The following is a 19150-nucleotide window of genomic DNA, read 5'->3' on the forward strand; positions in this document are numbered from 1 at the left end:
ACCCCGTATCGCGCTGACGCGCTCGTCCTCAAACGCCGGACGGGCTAAGAGGCAGGCCTGCGCAGCGCCACTCCGATGTGCGCCGCCGCCGTCGACAAGTGGCGGCGGGTCTCCCGGAGTTGGTCCTCCGTCACGCCGTGGTCGCGGGCCGCGTCGCGGATGTCGTCGCGGAAGCGGTCCAGGAGGCGGTCCAGGTCGCGGGCCGGGTTGCCGGTGGAGTCCTCGTGGGCCCAGGAGGATTCGTAGCCGGCGGGGAAGTCGTCCGGGGTGACCGTGTACTCCGGCTCCTTGGCCGTCTGGGATTCCTTGGCCGTCCTGGTCTCGGCGGCCGGTCCGGCTGCCGTTTCCGGGCGACCGAAGCCGAAGTCCTTCCCGAAGTCCTTGCTCAGGTCCTTGCCGAAGTTCTTTCCGAAATCGCCGAACTCCTTGGCCAGTTCGGTCAGGCCCTCGCGGACGCCCGTAGGCCAGTCGCCCCGTGCGAAGTGGTCCTGGACCTGGTCCTGGACATGCTTGGCCATGCGCTGCATCTCCTCCTGGGCCTGGGCGCGGACCCTTTCCTGGGCCTCCTTGGCCTGGCGGCGGGCGCGCTGTGCCTCGTCGCGGGCGCGGCGGCTCTCGTCCTTCGCACGACGGGCCTGCTCCTTCCACTCCTGCTTGACGCGCCGCATCTCCTCCTTCGCGGCCCGCCACGACTCCTTGTCGCCGAAGTCCCCAGAATCCCCGGACTCGCCCTGCGCGCCGTCGTGTTCCTTGGTTCCGGCGCCGCCCGCGCCGCCCCGCCGAGCCTCCGTGGCCGCCGCTCGCATCTCGCGTCGCAGATCGCCTGCCGCGCCCCGTACATCGGCACGGATCTCCGCCGCGAGCTCCGCCACCGACTCGCGGATCTCCAGCTCCAGGTCGGCCAGCTCGCCACTGCGGTCGGCCAGTTCGGCGCGGCCCGCGTCCGTGATCGCGTACACCTTGCGACCGCCCTCGGTCGTGTGGGTGACGAGTCCCTCGGCCTCCAGCTTGGCCAGCCGCGGGTAGACGGTGCCCGCCGAGGGGGCGTACAGGCCTTGGAAGCGCTCCTCCAGGAGCCTGATCACTTCGTACCCGTGGCGCGGCGCCTCGTCCAGCAGCTTCAGGAGGTAGAGCCGGAGACGGCCATGGGCGAATACGGGAGCCATCTCAGAGCACCTTCTTGTCGGTCGGGCCGTCGGCCGGAGTGTCGGAAGGGGATTCTGCCGTGCCCTCGGGCGCCGCGTCCTGCGGGTCCTCGGGCGGCTCGTCCTCCGTCGGTGGCCTGCGCAGCAGGGCGATGGAACCGGAGACGGTGATCGCCTTCAGCTTGCCGTTTCCTGCGCCCAGCCGGCCGGTGATCTTCTTGGCGCCCCACTGTCCGTTGACCCGGAGATCCTCGAAGGCGCTGGAGACGCTGCCGCTCGCGGTGTTCGCCTCCACCACCGCGTCCGCCGGGTGCGGGAGCCGGATGGCGATCTCGCCGGAGACGTTCGACAGCTGGACGTCCGTCGGGGAGCCCGTGGTGTCCAGGTCCACGATCATCGAGCCGCTCACCGATTCGGCACGCACGGAGGAGCCCGAGCCTTCGACGACCGTCAGGTCGCCGGAGACCGAGTTGAAGCGGACGTCGCCGGTGACGGCCTGGGCCTCCAGGTTCCCGGAGACCGTGTCCACGCGTACCGGACCCGCGATGCGGACCAGTGTCGTGTCGCCCGTGACGCCCTTCACCTCCACCCGCCCGTCCGTCCCGGACACCACGGCGTTGGCGCCGACGACGCCCACCTCGACCCGCGTGCTCGCGGGGACGGCCAGGGAGACCACCACGCTGCGGCGCCAGCCCTTGCGGTCGAGCCATTTGAGGAAGCCCTTCCAGGGAAGGTCCTCGTACGCCACCGTGAGTGTGCCGTCCTTCTGGGTCACCAGGAGCGGCGGGCCCTCCAGTGCGGAGACCTCGAGCCGGGCGGAACCTTCGTCGGTGCCCACGACGTTCACAGTTCCGTTGACAACGCGTACGTGCAGGGCCGTCACGGGGGCGTCGAAGGTGAGCTTGCTGGGCTCGGCTACGGACCACTCGGACATGGTGCGACCTCCTCGACGGGATCGGGATGTGACGCGCCATATCGCGTCTTCCAATTAACACGATATATCGCGGATATGGAAAGTCAAGACACCCTTTCAGGTGGTCTCGTCCGGCGACCCCGTAGTGGTCTTCCGGCGGCCTCCGGGTGGATAAAAGGGGCAAGTCGCTCCTAAGTGGGCCTACCGTATGACCATGTCCACGACGTCCGGCGAGCCCTCGGGCCAAGCCCCCGGCGCCCTGCTCCTCTGCCGGGCGCAACCCTCGTCCGTCGGGCCCGCCGCCCAGTTGCTGCGTGAGCGGATGCTGCTCACCGGGGCCGGAGACGAGTGGAGTGTGCTGGTTCCCGAGGGCAAGCCATGGCTGCACGGTGCCGAACCCGTCGACCGGGTGCTCACCGGCTGGGCCACGGCCCTCGGCGTCGGCGCCCCCTGGCCCGTACTCGCCCTCTGGTGGGATGCCGACCACAGCGGCTGCACCCTCGCTTCCGGGTTCCGCCGCACCGTCGGCTACGAGTGGCTGGCGAACGGCACCCCGGTCGGCGAGGACGAGGCGATGCGTACCTTCGCGGCCCGCCTCGGGCTCGATCCCGTGCTCGACATGCAGTCCCTGGAGCAGTTGGCCAAGCCCGACGCGGCCGCGGACGCCCGCGCGCGTATGCGCGGGCTGCTCGCCGTCCTCACGCGCGCGGGGGTGGTACTTCCGGCCGGGCTCACCCCTGGCGAATCCGTCGGGCGGCTCCGTGAAGTGGCCCGTGCCCAGCCCGGTGCCGAGCAGATCGAGTGGACCGGGTGGCGTGCCGCGGTCCGTGCGGAGCTCGACGTCGTGGAGGGCGGCAGCCTGGGACCGTGGCTGCGCGGCCCGAAGGCCCGCGCCCTCGCGGTGGCCCAGCTGGCCGCGGGTGTCCCGCTCGCCGCCTGGGGCGTACGGCGACGCAGCGGCGGCTGGATCGCGGCGGGGGCCCTGCTGGTGATCCACGGTGCCCTTGGGCTCGCGTACGACAGGCTGCGGGCCTTCGACTGACGTCCACAGAAGCGTGCGTCCGGCCCCCGCCCCGCCCCGTCCCCGGCTCCTACTCCTCCTCGTCGTCCTCGTCGTCCAGCCGTGCCAGCCACGTCGCCAGCCGTTCCACCGGGACCTCGAAGTCCGGGTTGAGGTCGACGAACGTACGCAGCTGCTCGGCGAGCCACTCGAAGGTGACTTCTTCCTCGCCGCGCCGCTTCTCCAGTTCCTCGATGCCGCGGTCGGTGAAGTACATGGATGGTGCTCCGTGAGGTAAGTGGTGGGCGGGAGTCTTCCCGTAAGGGAAGGCTGGGAAAAGGATAGGCGGGGGCGGGTGCCGCCCCCGAGGTCCTCTCGCGCGGCCGTCGGCCTGCCACTAGCCTGCGCAACGGCAGGCGGGACCACGGGGGCGTGGGGGGAACGGGGGAACGGGGATGTCATGGCTGATGGAGTGACCCGGATCGCACGGATCGAGATGCCCGACGGGACACCGGTGTGGGCCCGGATCTCGGGGGCCGAGGAGCTGGCGGAGCCGTCCGGTGGGCTGTCGTACACGGACACGGGGTTCGGTGAGCGGGTCGAGGCGCAGGTCGAGAGCCTGCAGTCGGTGATCACCAGCGTCGCGCGCTCGCTGGCCGCACCGCTGCGCGCCGTCCGTCCGGACGAGGTCAGTGTCGAGTTCGGCATCGAGCTAACGGCGAAGGCCGGCAAGGTGATCGGCCTCCTCGCGGACGGCGAGGCGAAGGCCGGCCTCACGGTGACCCTCACATGGAACGGCGGGCCACCGGACCTCGACCCGGTCGACGGGAATGGGAACGGGCCGGTACTCGAACCGGTCGACGGGGGCGGGAGCGGACCGGTCCCCGACCCGGTCGACGGGGGCGGAAGCGGGCCAGCCCTCGACCCGCTCGACGGAGCCGACGACGGGCCGGACCTCGCCCCGACGGACGGGAGCGCCGGTTCGCCGCGCGCCGTCCCAGGGGGCGCGTCCCCCGGCGCCCCGGCGCACGGTGACGGTGGGGACGCGGCCGTTGGGGGCCGGGGATGACGGACGGGCACGCCCCAGGCGCACCGGGTGGGCTCGGGAACGCTCACCGTGCGCTGCGTGATCTCGTCATGGCGGCGACGGTCCGCATCCATCGGGCGGGGGCCGGGTATGACCTGGACGAACCCGGCACGTTCCTCGGGAGTGGGTTTTTCGTCGCTCCCAACTGGGTTCTCACCTGTTCGCACGTGGCACGGAGCGGGGAGGGGGGCGAGGTCACCGTGGTGTACGAGACCGGGCCGGGACGCGGTACGTCCGCTGTCGCCGGTGAGGTGGCGACGTCTCTCCCGGAGCACGTCGAGCGTGCCGTACGGGGCAGTTGGCCGGCCCCGGACCTGGCGCTCGTACGGCTGCGCGAGCCCGTCGACCACGACTGCGCCTATGTCACCGAGCGTCCGGCCGCGTACTACGGGGAGGCGAGAGTCTTCTACTCCGGATGGTCCGTGGTGGGCGGGGAGCTGACCCGCCTGAACGGCACCTGCACGGTGCAGGGCACCCTCGGCGGCTGGTCCGCGGACGAGCAGATACGGCTGGGCGGCGATGTGCTGCCGCCGGGCGTCTCGGGTGGGCCGGTGGTCGATCCCGTGAGCGGTGCGGTCGTCGGCGTACTGAAGTCGCAGGCGGACCGCGGGCTCGGCGGCACCTCCACGGGCGTGGAGCAGTTGCGTTCGCTGGCCGTGCCGGCGGAAGAGGTGCGGGCCGAGCACGACGACCTCTACCAGGGCGTCTTCCACGCCCACGACCGCTACCACCGGGACCGGCAGCGCCACCCCGACAACGACCGGAGCACCTGGGCCGACGTCCAGAACCAGCTGGGCGCACGGCCGGGCCGCGCACTCGACCCGGACGAGCGGACCCAGTTGCTCGGCCGCCTCGCCGACCTGCCGCCGCCGGTCAGCACCCGCGCCCTGCTGGACATCCTCGAATCCCTCCTCGGCGGCCGGGCCGCGATCCCGCACCCGGCGCCGCGTGGCTGGCGCGACGGACTGGGCGCGCTGTACGAGAGCCCTCGCCAGGACGGCGCGCTGGAACTCGTCCTGGACTACGCGATGCGGGTGCTGTCCGCGGAGCGCCCCTTCGTCACGCCCGGCACCCAGAGCGCGGAGCGGTCGCTGTGGGAGTGGGTGCGGCAGACCGCGGAGGGCCGCGCGGGTCCCGAGTACCGCCGCCGCCTCGGCCGGCAGCGGATCGAGCGGCTCCAGGCGCCGCAGCGTGAGCCGTTCCTATCGGAAGCACAGCCGGCGCACGACTCGGCGCACGCGACGGCACACGCCGCCCACGGTGCGCCCCACCCCTTCGCCCTCGTCGAACTGGTGCAGCTGGGCTGGGAACCGGACCGCTGCGACTGGCGGGTCTCGGTGAGCCGTCCGACCGGCGAGGTGGTGCGCTTCGGCGACGGCGAGCGCACCCCGCTGACCGGCCTGCCCGGCGTCCTCGCGGCGCCCCTCGCCGAGGCGTTCCGCGAGTGCGACGAACCCGGACGGCCCGCCGTCCTCCAGGTCGCGCTGCCCCATCCGCTGCTCGGACTGGACGTGGACGCCTGGAAGTTCGGGCCGGACGAGCCACCGCTCGGCGCCCGCCGGCCCGTCGTCGTGCGCTGCGCCGACCGGGACCAGTTGCCCGACGCGGACCAGCTCTCCGACGGGGACGATCGCCCTTTACCCGGCGGGGGGCAGGTCCCCGTGAAGGAGGAGCACGACGAGCACGACGGCCGCGAGGCACGCTGGCACTTCATCCACGCGTACGGCGCGAGGGCCGAAGTCCTGGACTGCGAGGACGGGTTGCGGGTACCCGTGCCACCCGCGGGGTCACTGCGCGACCTGTCGCACAGAACGGTTCCGGTGCTCTGCCGCTACGGCGATCAGCGCTTCGAGGACGATCCGGTGGCGCTCGTACGGATCGTGCACGGAGGTTTCGGCGTGGCGCTGTGGCGGCGTTGGCGGGGTCAGACCGACGCCGTCTGCGGCGAGTTCCACCGGCGGGCGGGTGACACCGTCGCGGGCGCGGGCAGCGCGGAGCGGCTCCCCGAGCTCGTACACGCGTTGCGGGCGGGCCTGCGTGCGGGAAAGCCGGAGACCTTCTGGGCGAAGGGAATTGCCCTGTTCTACGACGATCCACGCCAGCCCCTGCCGGGGACCGGGGACCTGTTGGAGGCGCCATGACCGGAGGATCCGGCCATCCCCCGTACAGAACCTGTACGGGGTGGCTCCACCGTGCTCGTACGGCATGGCCGAGCAGGGCCCGGACCACGTGGCCGAACTCGCCCGTACGGCGCCCAACTGGGCTTCCATGACCTCGCACTTGGCTCTATCGAGGCCCCCCGAGGGTCGATACCGTGATGCACGTTCGACGGCTGCCGTGGTGGACGAGTGACGACGAGGACTGGGCAATGACCGAATCCAGCGAGTGGCTCATCTACCGGGGCGCCGGTGAACCCCACGACGGCATAGACCGCCTCCCGGACCCGCCTCCGTGGCGCGACTTCGCGAGCCGGGCCGCGGCCACGGCCGGGACGAACGGCGACGGCTCCGAGGACCGCAGGCTGGGCGCGCACCGGCACCTGGCCGAACTGCACCGGCCGGGCGCCGAGGAACTCGAGATGATCAACGCGGCGCTCTATCTGCGCCGGCCCCTCCTCGTCACCGGCAGCCCGGGCGCGGGCAAGAGCACGCTCGCGCATTCCGTGGCGTACGAACTGGGTCTGGGCAATGTGCTGCGGTGGCCCATCGTCAGCCGGTCCACGCTCCAGGACGGGCTGTACCACTACGACGCGATCGCCCGGCTCCAGGACGTGCAGATCGCCGCGCCGCAGGGCAACGACCCGGCCACTCCCGGAGCCCCCGGCTCCGTCGAGGGCATCGGCAGCTACATCCGCCTCGGCCCCCTCGGGACCGCGCTGCTGGACTCCGACACCCCGCGTGTGCTGCTCATCGACGAGCTGGACAAGAGCGACATCGACCTGCCCAACGACCTTCTCAACGTGCTGGAGGAGGGCGAGTTCGCGATCCCCGAGCTGGAGCGCGTCGCCGACCGGCTGCCGGACGGCGAGGCCGAGGTGCTCACCGCAGACGGCACCAAGGCGCGGGTGCGGGACGGCCGGGTGCGCTGCCGTGCGTTCCCGTTCGTGGTGCTCACCAGCAACGGCGAGCGCGACTTCCCCGCCCCCCTCATGCGCCGCTGCATCCACCTGGAGCTCGGCCGCCCGGATCACAAACGTCTCGCCACCTTCGTACGCGCCCACCTCGGAGACGAGGCCGCGCGGGCCGGAGACGACCTCATCACCCACTTCCTGGAACGCTCCCGCAGTGAACTCGTCGCCGCCGACCAGCTGTTGAACGCGATCTACCTCACCGACGCGGCCGCCCCGCCCAGCCGCGACCGTCTCGCCGACCTGCTCATCCAGCGACTCGACCGCCCGAGGTGAACCGCTGATGCCTGACGCAGCGGCGCGCCACGGGCCCGTCCCTCCGATACCGACCGGAAGCGGATCGACACCTTCCGGGCCTTCCCAGCCCTCCGGATCGTCTGCGACCGCCGGACCTTCCGGCGGCGACCCGATCGCCGAACTCGTCGTCCGGCTGCGGCGGATCGGGCTCGACCCCGACGCCGAGCAGCTGTGCGACACCCTCTGGCTGGCCCGCTGGACATGTCCGCCGGACGCCGGTGACGTGCAGGATGGAGCCGTCCCTTCGCCCGGCGCGCTGCCCGCCGGTCGCGACCCGATCACCGATCGGCCGGACATCCGGGACACCGTTCCCGTCCCGCCCGGCGACCGGCCGGAGCCGGAGCAGGAGGCGGGCGCGGACCGCCGCGTCGCGCTGTACCCCGTACCGCTGGACGGCGGGTCGCGGACCCGTGGGTACGGCCGGGCCACGGCGTTGCCGATCGGGGTGCCCGCCGCGCCCGCGTTCCCCGCGCCACTCGAACTCCAGCGCGCCTTACGGCCGTTGCAGGGCTACCGGACCGCCGCCCCGCCCCTGCGGACGGTCCTCGACGAGACGGCGACCGCGGAGCTGAGCGCCCGGGCCGGCGGTCTCGTGCTGCCGGTGTTCCGCGGGGTGACCCGGGCCGACGCCGCGCTCCAGCTGGTGATGGACGCCTCCTCGTCGATGCGGGTGTGGGACCGGATGTTCGCCGAACTGGAGCAGGTCTTCAGCCAGTTGGGCGCCTTCTGGGACATCCAGGTCAGCCATCTGCACCCCGGCCCCGACGGCGCGCCGGCCGTCAGCCGCAGCCCGGAGGCCCACGCGGCACCGCTGCACTCCGCCGACCGGCTGAGCGACCCCACGGGCCGCCGGATCACCCTCCTGGTCAGCGACTGCGCGGGCCCGCTGTGGCACAGCGGCCACGCCCACCGGCTGCTCCACCACCTGTCCAGGCAGGGCCCCGCCGCCGTACTCCAGCCGCTGCCGCAGCGCATGTGGAACCGCACCCGACTCCCCGTCTCGTACGGCGAGTTGACGCGCGGCGAGGCGCTCGCGGGCGCGGCCACGCTGAAGGTCCGGCTGCCGGCGGGCGCCCCGCCGGAGGCCCGCGAAGGCGCGCTCCCGGTGCCCGTACTGCCTCCGGAACCCACCGCGCTCGGAGCCTGGGCGCGGCTGCTGTCCGGCGCAGGCGCCGGTCCCGTCGCCGGAGCCGTCGGCTGGGTGCGCGCGAACCACGCGCCCGCCCGGGCGGCCCGCCCCGGACGCACACTCTCCGCGCTCGAACTGGTCAGCCGGTTCCGCTCCAACGCCTCCCAGACCGCCGGACGCCTGGCCGGCTATGTGGCGGCGGCGCCGCTAAGCCTGCCCGTCATGCAGCTGGTGCAGCGGACCATGCTGCCCGACTCCGGCCCCTCCGAACTGGCCGAGGTGCTGCTCAGCGGCCTGGTCTCGCGGGCCAAGGAGGAGGAGTACGGGGCGGACGGCGCCCAGTGGTACGAGTTCGCGCCCGGCGTGCAGGAGGCGCTTCTGTCGCCGCTGGGCCGGGACGAGGCCATGCTCGTCCTCAAGCACTGTTCCGAGTACATCGAGAACCGCTTCGGCAAGGGCGGCCCGAACTTCCCGGCCCTGGCACTCGCGCAACTCGGCGAGGGCGGTTCCGGACGGCCGTACGCGCCCGGCGACGGATACCAGACCGGACACGGAGGCAACGGGGACAATGGGGACAACGGCGGCGGCACCCTCGTGCCGCAGCCCTTCGCCGAGGTCGCCGCACGGGTATTGGAGCGCTTCATGCCATTGCCGGAACAGTTCGCGCTGTACGGCGGCCGGGGGCGGACGGGCCTCGTCGACGACCGCCCGACCCACACCGCGGTGATCCGGGCCCGCTCCCTGGTCGGCCAGTTCGACACCGACGGCATGGTGCAGGACCTCATCGACGCCGTACAGCTGCTGCGCGGCGCCACCGAACACGAACGGCCCGCCGGGGCCGACCCCGAGCTCTGGGCCGAGTACGCCACCAGCCTGCTGCGGCTGTGGGAGGTACAGGGCGGCGCGGAACTGCTGCGGGAGGCGGAGGCGGCGGCCGAGCGGGCCGTCGCGCACCCCCGGGCGCTGCGTGAACGGGCCGCGCTGGCAAGGGTGTTGCACTCCGCCGCCATCGACCGCAGGCGCCGCGGCGACAAGCGCGGCGCGCTCGACCTCCTGCAGCGCGCCGACCGCGAGTACGCGGTGGCCTGCGCGGCGACCGAACTGGAGACCGAGGAAGCACTGGGGCTCACCCTGGAGCGGGTGCGCGCGCTGGAGACACAGTGGCGGCTCGGCCGCGACAGCGCGCTGCTCCAGAGCGCTGTCGGCATGCTGGAGGCGTTCGCCGACGCCTGGCCCGAACGGAGCCAGCGCCCGCCCGAACTCCCGCTGGCCCACGGCCGCGTACTGCTGCACCTGTCGGGCGACACCGCCGACGACGAGCAGGCCCGGCTGTACGCGGAGCAGGGCGCGCACTCCCTGCGCGACGCCCTCGACCCCGGCCCCGGCCACGCGCTCCCCCTCGCGGGCGAACCCTCCCGCGCCCGCGTCCGCATCCTCCTCGACCTCATCGACGCACTCCTGAAGTCCGGTGGCGCACTGGACGACGCCCAGGCACGCGTCGACGAGGCCCTGGCTCTGACCCGTGAACAGGGGCTGCGCGCCTCGCTGTTGGTGCGCGCGGGCCGCATCAGGGTGGCGCGGTACGCCGAGTCGGGCGACCCGGGTGAACTGCGGGCCGCCGCAGAACACTTCGAGCAGGCCGCCCGAGGCGTGCCCCGGGACGCCCCCGCACACGCGGACGTCCTCGCCGAATGGGGCGAAGTACTGCTGCGCCGCGCGGTGTTGGACACCGGACCCGGTGCGCGCGAGTCGCTCTCCCGGGCCATCCGGGTACTGCGCGACTGCCGTACGGAGACCCCCGCGGGCAGCGGCCACCTCGCACACCGCCTGCTGCTGCTCGGCCGTGCCCTGATGCTGCGCCACCGCGACCGGGGCGACCGCGTCGATCTGCGCGAGGCCGAGCACCTCCTCGGCCTCGCGGCCCAGGAAGCCGGCGAACCGCTGATGGCCGCGCGCTGCTGGCTGGAGCTCGGGCAGGCCCATTTCGAGGCGTACCAGAGCCTGGGCCGCCCCGCGCGCCTCGACGAGGCCGTGGACGCCTTCCGCGGCGCGGCGGAGTCGGCGCGCGATGCCGAGGAGGTGGCCGAGACGGACCGGCGGCGCCAGGAGGCCATGGAGCTGGGCGCGCAGGCGCACCACTGGCGGGGTATGTCCTACGAGGCGGCCGCACGCCCGCGTGCCGCACGCGAGGCGTACCGGGCCGCCCGGACCGAGTGGGCGAGGCTGCCCGACGGCGCGGTGGCCACGGGTGAACCGACCGCCCGGCAGACGGCGCAGCGGCTGGCTGAGCTGGAGTGACCGGAGTCGGCGAAGGAGGGGGAAGCATGGGCGTACAGAGTGATCTGCCGGGTTCCGGTTCCGAGGAAGGGCTGCCGGATCTGCTGTCGCTGGATCTGGCGGACCTGCGGACGGTTCAACACCCGGTACTGGCCGAGGTGTTGGCCGAGCTGACGGAGCGGGCCGGGCAACCCAGCGAGATGCTCTGGGGGTTCAACAACGCGTTCTGAAGCGTCTCTCGGCGAGGAACAAACGGGCCCAAATGGCGCCCGCGGGGCGGTAGTTCCGGTCTGCCTTGTGGTTGAACCGGACAAGTTCGACGGCGCGGCGTTTGCGTCCCGCCCCCTCCAGGGAATGCGGCCCCGTACGGGCAGGGGGCCGTGGCGCGGGCCGTACCGTGGGATCACGGGCCGTACATCATGGGGGTGGCCGGAGTGTCTGAAGAGGTGACCTCCGGGGCTTCGGGTTCTACTTCCGTGACTTCGGTGGGTTCTGCGAGTGTGGCGGGAGCCTTCAATTCGGTGGTTTCCGCGATGCCGACGACGGCTCCGCCGGTGATGTCGACGGTTTCGGTGGCGTCGGTGGCGTCAGCGACATCCGTGGCGCCCGTGGCATCCGCGGATTCTGCCCCATCCGTACCGGCGTCCGTATCGGCGCACGAACTCCCGTTCCCCTTCCGGCAGTTCATCGTCAAGATGCACGGCCGCTGCAACCTCGCCTGCACCTACTGCTACCTCTACGAGGGCCCCGACCACACCTGGCGCGCGCGCCCCGCCGCCACCTCGCCGGCCGTCCTGGCCCGCACCGCGTCCCGTATCGGCGAACACGCGCGCGCCCACGGGCTCACGGCGGTCTCCCTCGTCCTGCACGGCGGCGAGCCCCTGCTCGCGGGCGCGGACACGCTCGCCCGCTTCACCGATCTCGTCCGGGGCGAGGTCCCCGCCTCCTGCACGGTCCACGCCACCGTCCAGACCAACGCCACCCTCCTCACCGAGGAGCGGCTCACAGTCCTGGCCCGGCACGGCATCCGCGTCGGCATCAGCCTCGACGGCGGCCTGCCCGCTCACAACACGCGGCGCGCCGACCACGCCGGACGCCCGTCCTGGCCCGCCGCCTCACGTGGCGCGCGCCTGGTCGCCGAGCGATTTCCGGGGACGTACGCCGGAATCCTCACGGTAGCGGACCCCGGGACCGACCCGGTCGAGCTGTACGAGTCCCTGCTCGACCTGCGGCCACCGGCCGTCGACCTGCTGCTGCCGCACGGCAACTGGTCAGCACCGCCGCCGGGTTGGGATTCCTCGGGCGCCCCGTACGGGGACTGGCTGTGCGCCGTCTTCGACCGCTGGTGGGACGCCGGGCGGCGGGAGACCCGCGTGCGGCTCTTCGAGGAATGTGTCGCCCTGCTGCTCGGGCTGCCCGCCGCGACCGAGTCGCTGGGCCTCGCGCCCTTCGACGCGGTGGTGGTGGAGACCGACGGTTCGATCGAACAGGTCGACTCGCTGAAGTCCGCGTACGAGGGCGCGGCGCGGACCGGCCTCGACGTCTACCGCCACCCCTTCGACGAGGCACTGCGCCACCCGGGCGTGGCGGCCCGACAGGCGGGCGCCGCCTCGCTGGCCGCGGGCTGCCGGGCCTGCCCACTGCTCACCGTCTGCGGCGGCGGCCACTACGCGCACCGCTACCGCGCCGGACAGGGCTTCGCCAACCCCTCCGTCTACTGCGCGGACCTCCAGCGCTTCATTCGCCATGTGGCGGGACGGCTGGCCCAGAGCGCCGCCCCGGCACACCCGGTGTCCACCGCCCCGGCACCGTCCGCCTCTTGCGAAGGGGGCACCCCGTGACGCTTTCGCCGGTTCCGGATCGCGCCTTGGCCGAACTCGGCCGCACCGAGGGCGGCCCCGACACTCTCGCGCTCCTGGTGCGCGACCAGGACACCCGACGGCTACTGCTGCTGCGGGCGGTGCTCGACGCGGCGGAGGGCGCCGACGTGCGGGTGTGCTCCGCCGGGGCACGGGCGCGGGTACGGGAGGACTGGGCGCTGCTGGCCGAGGCGGACCGGGTGACGCCTGCGGGGAGCGGCGAGGCAGCGGACCACGGGTCTGCCTTCCCCGGGCACCTGGCAGCCGACCACGGGTCTGCCTACCCTGAGCACCTGGCAGCGGATCCGGCGTCCGCCGCAGCCGGAAACACGGCAACGACCCCGCCGTCCGCCTCAGCCAGAGACACGGCCGCGACAGCCCCGGTCGGCGGCCCGACAGCAGGCCCGGCCGGCGGACCGTACGCGGATCCGGCGGCGGCAGCCCCGGTCGGCGGCCCGACAGCGGACCCGGCTTCCGCCCCAGCCGGATACATCCTCCCGCACGCCACTCTCTCGCCCGCTCGCGCCCGCCTACTCCACCCCCTGGTCGGACCTTGGGCCAGGCGCTGTCTGCACGGACTCGGCCAGGCCGGCCCGCGCACTGCGGATGAGGAACGCGAGCTGGGCCATGACCTGGCCCACCTCAGCGCGCTCGCCGCGGTGGCCGCCGCGCGCGCCGGGATTTCGTACGCCGTGCGGTTGTCGGCCCGGGACGGAGTGCTCACGCTGCCCTCGCTCGGCACGCTGCACACCGCCGCACCCGGCGACGTCCCGGTCGACGTCGTCCACCGGCGGGGGCGCCTGACGCTGCGTCGGACAGGGGCCGCGGACGTCGTCGTACGCCTGGAGAGCGGGGTGGGCGCCTGGTCCCCGTCCCCCGCCTGGACACCCGCATACGCGCTGCCCGGCCTGTTGGCCGGTGCCGGGCCGATGCCGCTGGACGACCTGGATCCGTACCGCACGGCGCGCGGCGGGCCGCGTCACCACGCGCTGAGCGGCCCGACCACGCTCGACGACGCCGGACGCAAACGCTGGCTGCAGTCCTGGTCGGGGACCGCCGCCGCGCTGGGGCTCGGCGGTGAGCAGCGGGTCGGGGAGGCCGTGGCCCTGCTGCGGTGTCTGGTACCGCTGGCCGAGCCGCCCGGCTCGGCTACCGGCGGCCGAGCCGGCGGAAGCTGCAGTGGCACCCGTCGCGAGGCCTTCGGGGCCGTGCTCAGTAGTACGCCGCCCACCCCGGCGACCTTCGCCGCGACGCTCGTGCACGAACTCCAGCACACCAAACTGGCCGCGCTCAGCGACATGGTGACTCTGCATCACGCGGGGCCGCAGGAACGGTACTTCGCCCCCTGGCGCCCGGATCCCCGCCCGTACGACGGCCTGCTGCAGGGCGCGTACTCGCACCTCGCGCTGGCCGACTTCTTCCAGCGCTGCGCGCTCACCGCCACCCGTCCGGCCCACCGGGAGTCGGCGTGGACCCTGCACGCCCGGTACCGGGAGCAGGTCGGGGCGGTACTGCCGACGCTCGTCGGATCGGGTGACCTGACGGTGCGGGGACGGCGGTTCGTCGACCAGATGGTCGCCGTGTATGAACGGCTGGACGAACATCCTCCTCCCCGTGGGCAGGCCGTACGGGCGAGGGCCTACGTCGAAGCGGCGCGCGCTCTGTGGGCGGGCCGTCGAATTCGTCCAACTGGGTGAATTCCGTTGCCGATTCGGGTGAAGATCGTTGCGCAGGCGGGAAGAGATGTGAACCGCGGAGTGCGACTGTGACGGATGCCCGTCCGTGCCTATCGCGGTACCGCGCCCAGGTTCTAACATTATGTGCGGGGAGGCCGCTGCATGTCTGGAGCTCGAAAGCCGGTCGGGTCAGCCGAAAGGGGGGCCGCGCAGCAGACCGTCACGATCAGTTTCGCGGGCTTCAACCGGCCCTGGGCGGCGTGGATGGGGGACCGTCTGCAGCGCCGCGGCCACCATGTCGTGTACGCGCGGTGGGATTCCCCGGCCGAGACTCCACTCGTGGACCTGCTGCGCGACCTCAAGACCGCCAAGGGCCGCATTCTGGTCGTCGTCAGCGAGTGGTACTTCCGGCTGGGCCCGCGCACCCACGAGGAGTGGAACGCCGCCCTGCGTGAGGTCGTGGCCCCCGACGTCTCCCGTTTCGCGGCCGTCTCGGTCACCACGGCCACGGTGCCCACGGCCACCGCGGTGCTCGCCGCCGTCAACCTGACCAACATGGGCGCCGACGAGGCCGAGCGGCGTCTTCTGGAGCGGCTCGACCTGCCCGGTGATCCGCTGCCGCAGTCCGCGGAGGACGCCCGTCGCGGGACGCGCTTCCCGGCGGCCATGCCCGAGGTGTGGGGCGGAGTGCCACGCCGCAACACCCGCTTCACCGGCCGTGAGTCGCTGCTCAACAACGCCTACCACCTGCTGACCGAGGCCGCCCCGGGCGCCGGTGTGGTCACCATGCACGGCATGTCGGGGGTCGGCAAGACCCAGCTCGCCGCGGAGTACGTGTACCGCTTCGGGCCCGAGTACGACGTGGTGTGGTGGGTCAACGCCGAGAGCCGGGTCACGTACCGGCGTCACCTCGCCGAACTCGCCCCGAGGCTGGGCCTGTCCACGGGCCAGGAGTACGGCGAACGGCTGCGCGCGGTGCGGGAGTCGCTGCGCCGCGGTGATCCCTACGCGCGCTGGCTGCTGGTGCTGGACGGTGCGGACGACCCGAACCAGATCTGGGACCTGGTACCGACCGGGCCGGGCCATGTGCTGATCACCTCACGCAACCCCGAGTGGGGGGAGCACAACAGCAGACTGCTTGAGGTGCCGGTGTACGACCGGTACGAGTCGGTGGCGTTCATCCGCCGTCGCGCGCCCCGGCTGACGGAGCCCGAGGCCGACCAGCTGGCGGAGGCACTGGAGGACCTGCCCCTGCTCCTTGACCAGACGGCGGGCTGGCTGAACGACTCCGACCTCTCGGTGCAGGACTACATCGCCCTCCTGGACGGAGGCATCGACGAGGACGTGGTCAAGGTCTCCGGCGACTTCCCGCTGGCCTTCCAGACGGCCTGGTCGATACTGCTGAACAAACTCCGCGAGACCGTCCCGGAGTCCGTCGACCTGCTGCGCCTGTGCACGTTCTTCGCGCCCGGCTTCATCCCCGTACGTCTCCTCAAGGAGATGCCGCACGACGAGCTGCCCGAACAGGTCGCCGGACTGCTCAACGACCCGCTCCTGTGGAACAAGGCGATCAACCAGCTTCGCCAGTACTCCGTGGTCCGCCTGGAGTCCCACGAGGTGCCCTCGGACGACGCGGCGGCCACCGGAGAGGCCCTGTACCTCCACCGCATGGTGCACCAGATCGTGCGCAGCGACATGCCGCTGGAGGACCGGCGGGAGTTCACCGACGTGGTGCGGGGCGCGCTGGCGGCGGCCGATCCCCGCAGGCCCACGGACCCCGAACTGTGGAAGGCGTACGCGGACATCGTGCCGCATCTGGAATACGCGGACACGCTCAACAGCACCGACCCCGCGGTCCAGCGGCTGGTCTTCAACTGCCTGCGCTACATGTACTTCTCCGGCGAGTACGCGTCGGGGATCGCGCTCGGCAAGCGCGCCTTGGATGCGTGGCGCACCCTGCTCGGCGAGACCCACCCCCGGGTGTGGGAGCTGACCCACCACTACGCCAACCTGCTGCGCGCGGTGGGCGACTACGGCAGCACGGAAGAGATCATGCGGGCCGCCTCGGAGCATCTCCGAGAGGAACGCGGACCGCAGGACCTGGAGCACCTGCGAGCCGCCGGTGGTCTCGCCGCGAGCCTGCGCGGCCTCGCCCGCTACGACGAGGCCATGGAACTGTCCGGCTGGATCCTGGCGGCGTACCGCGAACTCCTGGGAGACCAGGACTCCCGCACCCTCAACGCGCAGAACAACCTCGCGGTCTCACTGCGCCTGCTCGGCCGCTACAACGAGTCCCTCGACTGGAATCGCCGGACGATGGAGGAGCGACGGCTGCTGCTGCGGGCACGTCACCCGTGGACGCTCTACTCCGAGTACGCCTACGCGACCGATCTGCGCCTCCTCGGCCGCTACGCGGAGGCCGAATCGGTCCAGGCGAGGAATGTGCGGGAGCAGCAGTTCGTGATGGGCGCCGACAACCCGCAGACGCTGGAATCCGAGCACAATCTCGCGCTGTGCCAGTACCGCGGTGGCGAGCGCGAGAAGGCCGGGGCGCTCCTCTCCAGTGTGCTGGAGCGTTGCGAGCGCGTCCTGGGCGAGACGGATCCGCTCACGCTGAGGTTCGCCGTCACACAGAGCTGCTTCGAACGGGAGCACGGTGACATCGACCGGGCACGGGAGCTCGGCGAGTCCCTCCTCGCCCGCTACGAAGTGATGCTGGACGTGCACCCCTTCGTTTCCGGAGCACGTGCCAACCAGGCCCTGATCCTGCGCAGTGTGGGCGAACGGGAGCACGCCCACGTCATGATCGAACAGGCGCTGGCCGACATGACCGAGGCGGTGGGGGAGAACCACCCCTGGGCGCTGGGGTGCGCCATCAACGCTTCGGCCCTGCGCAACCTCGTCGGAGACACCGAGTCCGCCGCAACGCTGAGCCGGGACACCATCACCCGGGCCATCGAGGCGCTCGGCCGAACCCATCCGCTGACCCTCTCCGCCCGTGTCGCGCACGCCGCCGACCTCCGCGGCCTGAGGGACCGCCGACAGGCGGAGAAGGTCGAGCAGGAGGCCCTGTCGGACCTCGACACGACCCTGGGCAAGCAGCACGTCCACACCATCTCGGCCCGCTCCCGCAACCGCCCCTTCTGGGACTTCGAGCCGCAGATCACCTGATCCCTCAGTGGTCGGCCCCGGTGCGCATAACCCCCAACGCACCGGGGAATGACTCAATACTCTCAACAGCCTTACCCAGCAGGAGAGTTGATTCAGGGGGACCCGTGGTGATCTTAGTGGGGCCCGTCCCGGCGGGAGCGGACGGACCCATCCCCGTCGAGGTCGACACGGACCTCCACCCGGCCGCCACCGACGATCTCGACCTCGTCTACGGCGACGAGGCGACCAGGGCGGGATCCGCCCGGCGCGTGGTCGAGGTCGCCAGGGACGTCTACGGCGAGGGACTGGACCTGGCGCGCCGGTGCGCCGCACAGGCCGTACGGAGATTCGGGGAGCTCGAAGAACATCTGAGGCCCGACGAGATCGAGCTGCAGCTCTCCATCAAGGTCGACGCCGGGGTGGCGGCGCTCGTCAAGAGCGGGGCGGAGGCGCAGCTTCAGATCACCTTCAAGTGGCAGACCTCCACTGCGCCGGACGGTGCGCCCGACAGCCCGGCGCGGAGCCCGGAGGGGGCCGTCTCGTGAGCCGTGAGGCGAGGGATGTGCGCATCCTTCCGTACAGCCGTGTCGTCGCGCAGGACGACCTGAAGCTGGCGCTGGAGCTCAACCATGTGGCGCCCCGGATCGGCGGTGTGCTGATGACGGGGGCGCGCGGCACCGCCAAGTCCACGCTCGTACGGGCCTTCGCTCTCATGGTCCACGCCGAACTGCCCGTCACGCTGCCCATCAACGCGACCGACGACCGGGTCCTCGGCGGCTGGGAACTCGACGCGCTGATGCGCGGCGAGGTCCGCCTGCAACCGGGACTTCTGGAGGAGGCGGACCACAAGGGCCTGCTCTACGTCGATGAGGTGAACCTCCTGGACGACCACCTCGTCAACATCATTCTCGACGTCGTCTCGACGGGCATGCTGTCCGTGCAACGGGAGGGCCTCGCCAACGCAAAGCAGGTCTCGTTCGGCCTCGTGGGCACGATGAACCCCGAAGAGGGAGGGCTGCGGCCACAGTTGCTCGACCGGTTCGGGCTCATGGTCATCGCCGGCCACCTGGACACCGGCGACCGCCACCGGATGATCCGTACGGTGATGGATTTCGAGGACGAGGTCGGCAAGGAGGAGTCCGACTGGCTGAGCGAGGCCGAGCGGGACAACGCCGCGATCCGCGCCCGGCTGGAGAGTGCCCGGGACCGGGTGTCGCGGACCCAGGTCCCCGACGACGTCTTCCGGCTGTGCGCGGAGGCGGCCGCACGGGTGCACGCCATCGGACAACGGGGCGAGATCGTCGCCGTCCTGGCGGCCCGCGCGCTCGCCGCACTCGACGGCGCGGAACAGGTGGAGCCCGGTCATCTGTGGCGCGTGCTGCCACTGGCACTGCGGCACCGCCGGCCGGACTCGGCCCACGGCGGGACCTTCGAATGGGGGCAGGGCGACCAGGCCCGGCTCAAGGATCTCTTCGACGCCGGCTGAGCCG

The 19150-nt window shown here is 72.3% G+C and carries 14 protein-coding genes; 11 read left to right on the forward strand and 3 right to left on the reverse strand.

From position 1 onward, the window contains the following. Window positions 1-44 precede the first annotated feature (44 nt). Both OG219_RS32295 and OG219_RS32300 read right to left on the reverse strand, forming a co-directional pair. Entirely contained in the window at window positions 45-1166 is a 1122-nt protein-coding gene (locus tag OG219_RS32295; protein WP_266832456.1) for a PadR family transcriptional regulator, read from the reverse strand. Window position 1167: 1 nt separating this feature from the next. Continuing rightward, window positions 1168-2079: a DUF4097 family beta strand repeat-containing protein gene (locus tag OG219_RS32300; protein WP_266832458.1), complete on the reverse strand. Its 912-nt coding sequence runs from the start codon at window positions 2077-2079 to the stop codon at window positions 1168-1170. Window positions 2080-2272: 193 nt separating this feature from the next. Here OG219_RS32300 and OG219_RS32305 point away from each other — a divergent pair, with 193 nt between their 5' ends. Next, window positions 2273-3100: a hypothetical protein gene (locus OG219_RS32305; protein ID WP_266832460.1), complete on the forward strand. Its 828-nt coding sequence runs from the start codon at window positions 2273-2275 to the stop codon at window positions 3098-3100. Between the two features lie 49 nt (window positions 3101-3149). On the opposite strand, the gene OG219_RS32310 is transcribed toward OG219_RS32305, so the two are convergent. Next, window positions 3150-3335 (reverse strand): DUF6104 family protein, encoded by a 186-nt coding sequence (locus OG219_RS32310; protein WP_266832462.1) that lies wholly within the window; start codon window positions 3333-3335, stop codon window positions 3150-3152. A 183-nt stretch (window positions 3336-3518) separates the two neighbouring features. Here OG219_RS32310 and OG219_RS32315 point away from each other — a divergent pair, with 183 nt between their 5' ends. The 10 genes from OG219_RS32315 to OG219_RS32360 all read left to right on the forward strand — a co-directional run bounded on the left by OG219_RS32315 (window position 3519) and on the right by OG219_RS32360 (window position 19146). Beyond that, the gene (locus tag OG219_RS32315; protein ID WP_266832464.1) at window positions 3519-4127 is read left to right on the forward strand and encodes a CU044_2847 family protein; all 609 of its coding nucleotides are present in this window, start codon (window positions 3519-3521) and stop codon (window positions 4125-4127) included. 68 nt (window positions 4128-4195) lie between these two features. Further along, on the forward strand, window positions 4196-6286 hold the full coding sequence (locus OG219_RS32320) for a trypsin-like peptidase domain-containing protein (protein ID WP_266832466.1): 2091 nt from the start codon (window positions 4196-4198) through the stop codon (window positions 6284-6286). A gap of 227 nt (window positions 6287-6513) precedes the next feature. Further along, window positions 6514-7548 carry a MoxR family ATPase gene (locus OG219_RS32325; RefSeq protein WP_266832468.1) on the forward strand — a complete coding sequence of 345 codons (1035 nt, stop codon included), beginning with the start codon at window positions 6514-6516 and terminating at the stop codon, window positions 7546-7548. Window positions 7549-7555: 7 nt separating this feature from the next. Continuing rightward, window positions 7556-10996 (forward strand): SAV_2336 N-terminal domain-related protein, encoded by a 3441-nt coding sequence (locus OG219_RS32330; protein WP_266832470.1) that lies wholly within the window; start codon window positions 7556-7558, stop codon window positions 10994-10996. Window positions 10997-11022: 26 nt separating this feature from the next. Continuing rightward, window positions 11023-11205 carry an FxSxx-COOH cyclophane-containing RiPP peptide gene (gene fxsA, locus OG219_RS32335; RefSeq protein ID WP_266832472.1) on the forward strand — a complete coding sequence of 61 codons (183 nt, stop codon included), beginning with the start codon at window positions 11023-11025 and terminating at the stop codon, window positions 11203-11205. Between the two features lie 456 nt (window positions 11206-11661). Beyond that, a complete protein-coding gene (locus OG219_RS32340; RefSeq protein WP_266836306.1) occupies window positions 11662-12816 on the forward strand; it encodes an FxsB family cyclophane-forming radical SAM/SPASM peptide maturase in 1155 nt (384 codons plus the stop codon). Then, entirely contained in the window at window positions 12813-14531 is a 1719-nt protein-coding gene (locus tag OG219_RS32345; protein WP_266832474.1) for an HEXXH motif-containing putative peptide modification protein, read from the forward strand. Before OG219_RS32340 ends, OG219_RS32345 begins: the two co-directional genes overlap by 4 nt. A 141-nt stretch (window positions 14532-14672) precedes the next feature. Continuing rightward, window positions 14673-17681: an FxSxx-COOH system tetratricopeptide repeat protein gene (fxsT, locus tag OG219_RS32350; protein ID WP_266832476.1), complete on the forward strand. Its 3009-nt coding sequence runs from the start codon at window positions 14673-14675 to the stop codon at window positions 17679-17681. Window positions 17682-17785: 104 nt separating this feature from the next. Continuing rightward, window positions 17786-18205, forward strand: coding sequence for a CU044_2847 family protein (locus OG219_RS32355; protein WP_266832478.1), 420 nt, complete (start codon window positions 17786-17788; stop codon window positions 18203-18205). Continuing rightward, window positions 18202-19146, forward strand: coding sequence for an AAA family ATPase (locus OG219_RS32360; RefSeq protein ID WP_266832480.1), 945 nt, complete (start codon window positions 18202-18204; stop codon window positions 19144-19146). The genes OG219_RS32355 and OG219_RS32360 overlap by 4 nt, the downstream gene beginning before the upstream one ends. Window positions 19147-19150: the final 4 nt, after the last annotated feature.

The sequence above is a fragment of the Streptomyces sp. NBC_00038 genome (assembly GCF_026343635.1).
GTDB lineage: Bacteria > Actinomycetota > Actinomycetes > Streptomycetales > Streptomycetaceae > Streptomyces.

What these genes read in the sequence shown, in the direction of transcription:
- OG219_RS32295 (WP_266832456.1), bottom strand. Translation starts at nt 1,166, where the DNA reads ATGGCTCCCGTATTCGCCCATGGCCGTCTCCGGCTCTACCTCCTGAAG.
- OG219_RS32300 (WP_266832458.1), bottom strand. Translation starts at nt 2,079, where the DNA reads ATGTCCGAGTGGTCCGTAGCCGAGCCCAGCAAGCTCACCTTCGACGCC.
- OG219_RS32305 (WP_266832460.1), top strand. Translation starts at nt 2,273, where the DNA reads ATGTCCACGACGTCCGGCGAGCCCTCGGGCCAAGCCCCCGGCGCCCTG.
- OG219_RS32310 (WP_266832462.1), bottom strand. Translation starts at nt 3,335, where the DNA reads ATGTACTTCACCGACCGCGGCATCGAGGAACTGGAGAAGCGGCGCGGC.
- OG219_RS32315 (WP_266832464.1), top strand. Translation starts at nt 3,519, where the DNA reads ATGGCTGATGGAGTGACCCGGATCGCACGGATCGAGATGCCCGACGGG.
- OG219_RS32320 (WP_266832466.1), top strand. Translation starts at nt 4,196, where the DNA reads ATGGCGGCGACGGTCCGCATCCATCGGGCGGGGGCCGGGTATGACCTG.
- OG219_RS32325 (WP_266832468.1), top strand. Translation starts at nt 6,514, where the DNA reads ATGACCGAATCCAGCGAGTGGCTCATCTACCGGGGCGCCGGTGAACCC.
- OG219_RS32330 (WP_266832470.1), top strand. Translation starts at nt 7,556, where the DNA reads ATGCCTGACGCAGCGGCGCGCCACGGGCCCGTCCCTCCGATACCGACC.
- fxsA (WP_266832472.1), top strand. Translation starts at nt 11,023, where the DNA reads ATGGGCGTACAGAGTGATCTGCCGGGTTCCGGTTCCGAGGAAGGGCTG.
- fxsT (WP_266832476.1), top strand. Translation starts at nt 14,673, where the DNA reads ATGTCTGGAGCTCGAAAGCCGGTCGGGTCAGCCGAAAGGGGGGCCGCG.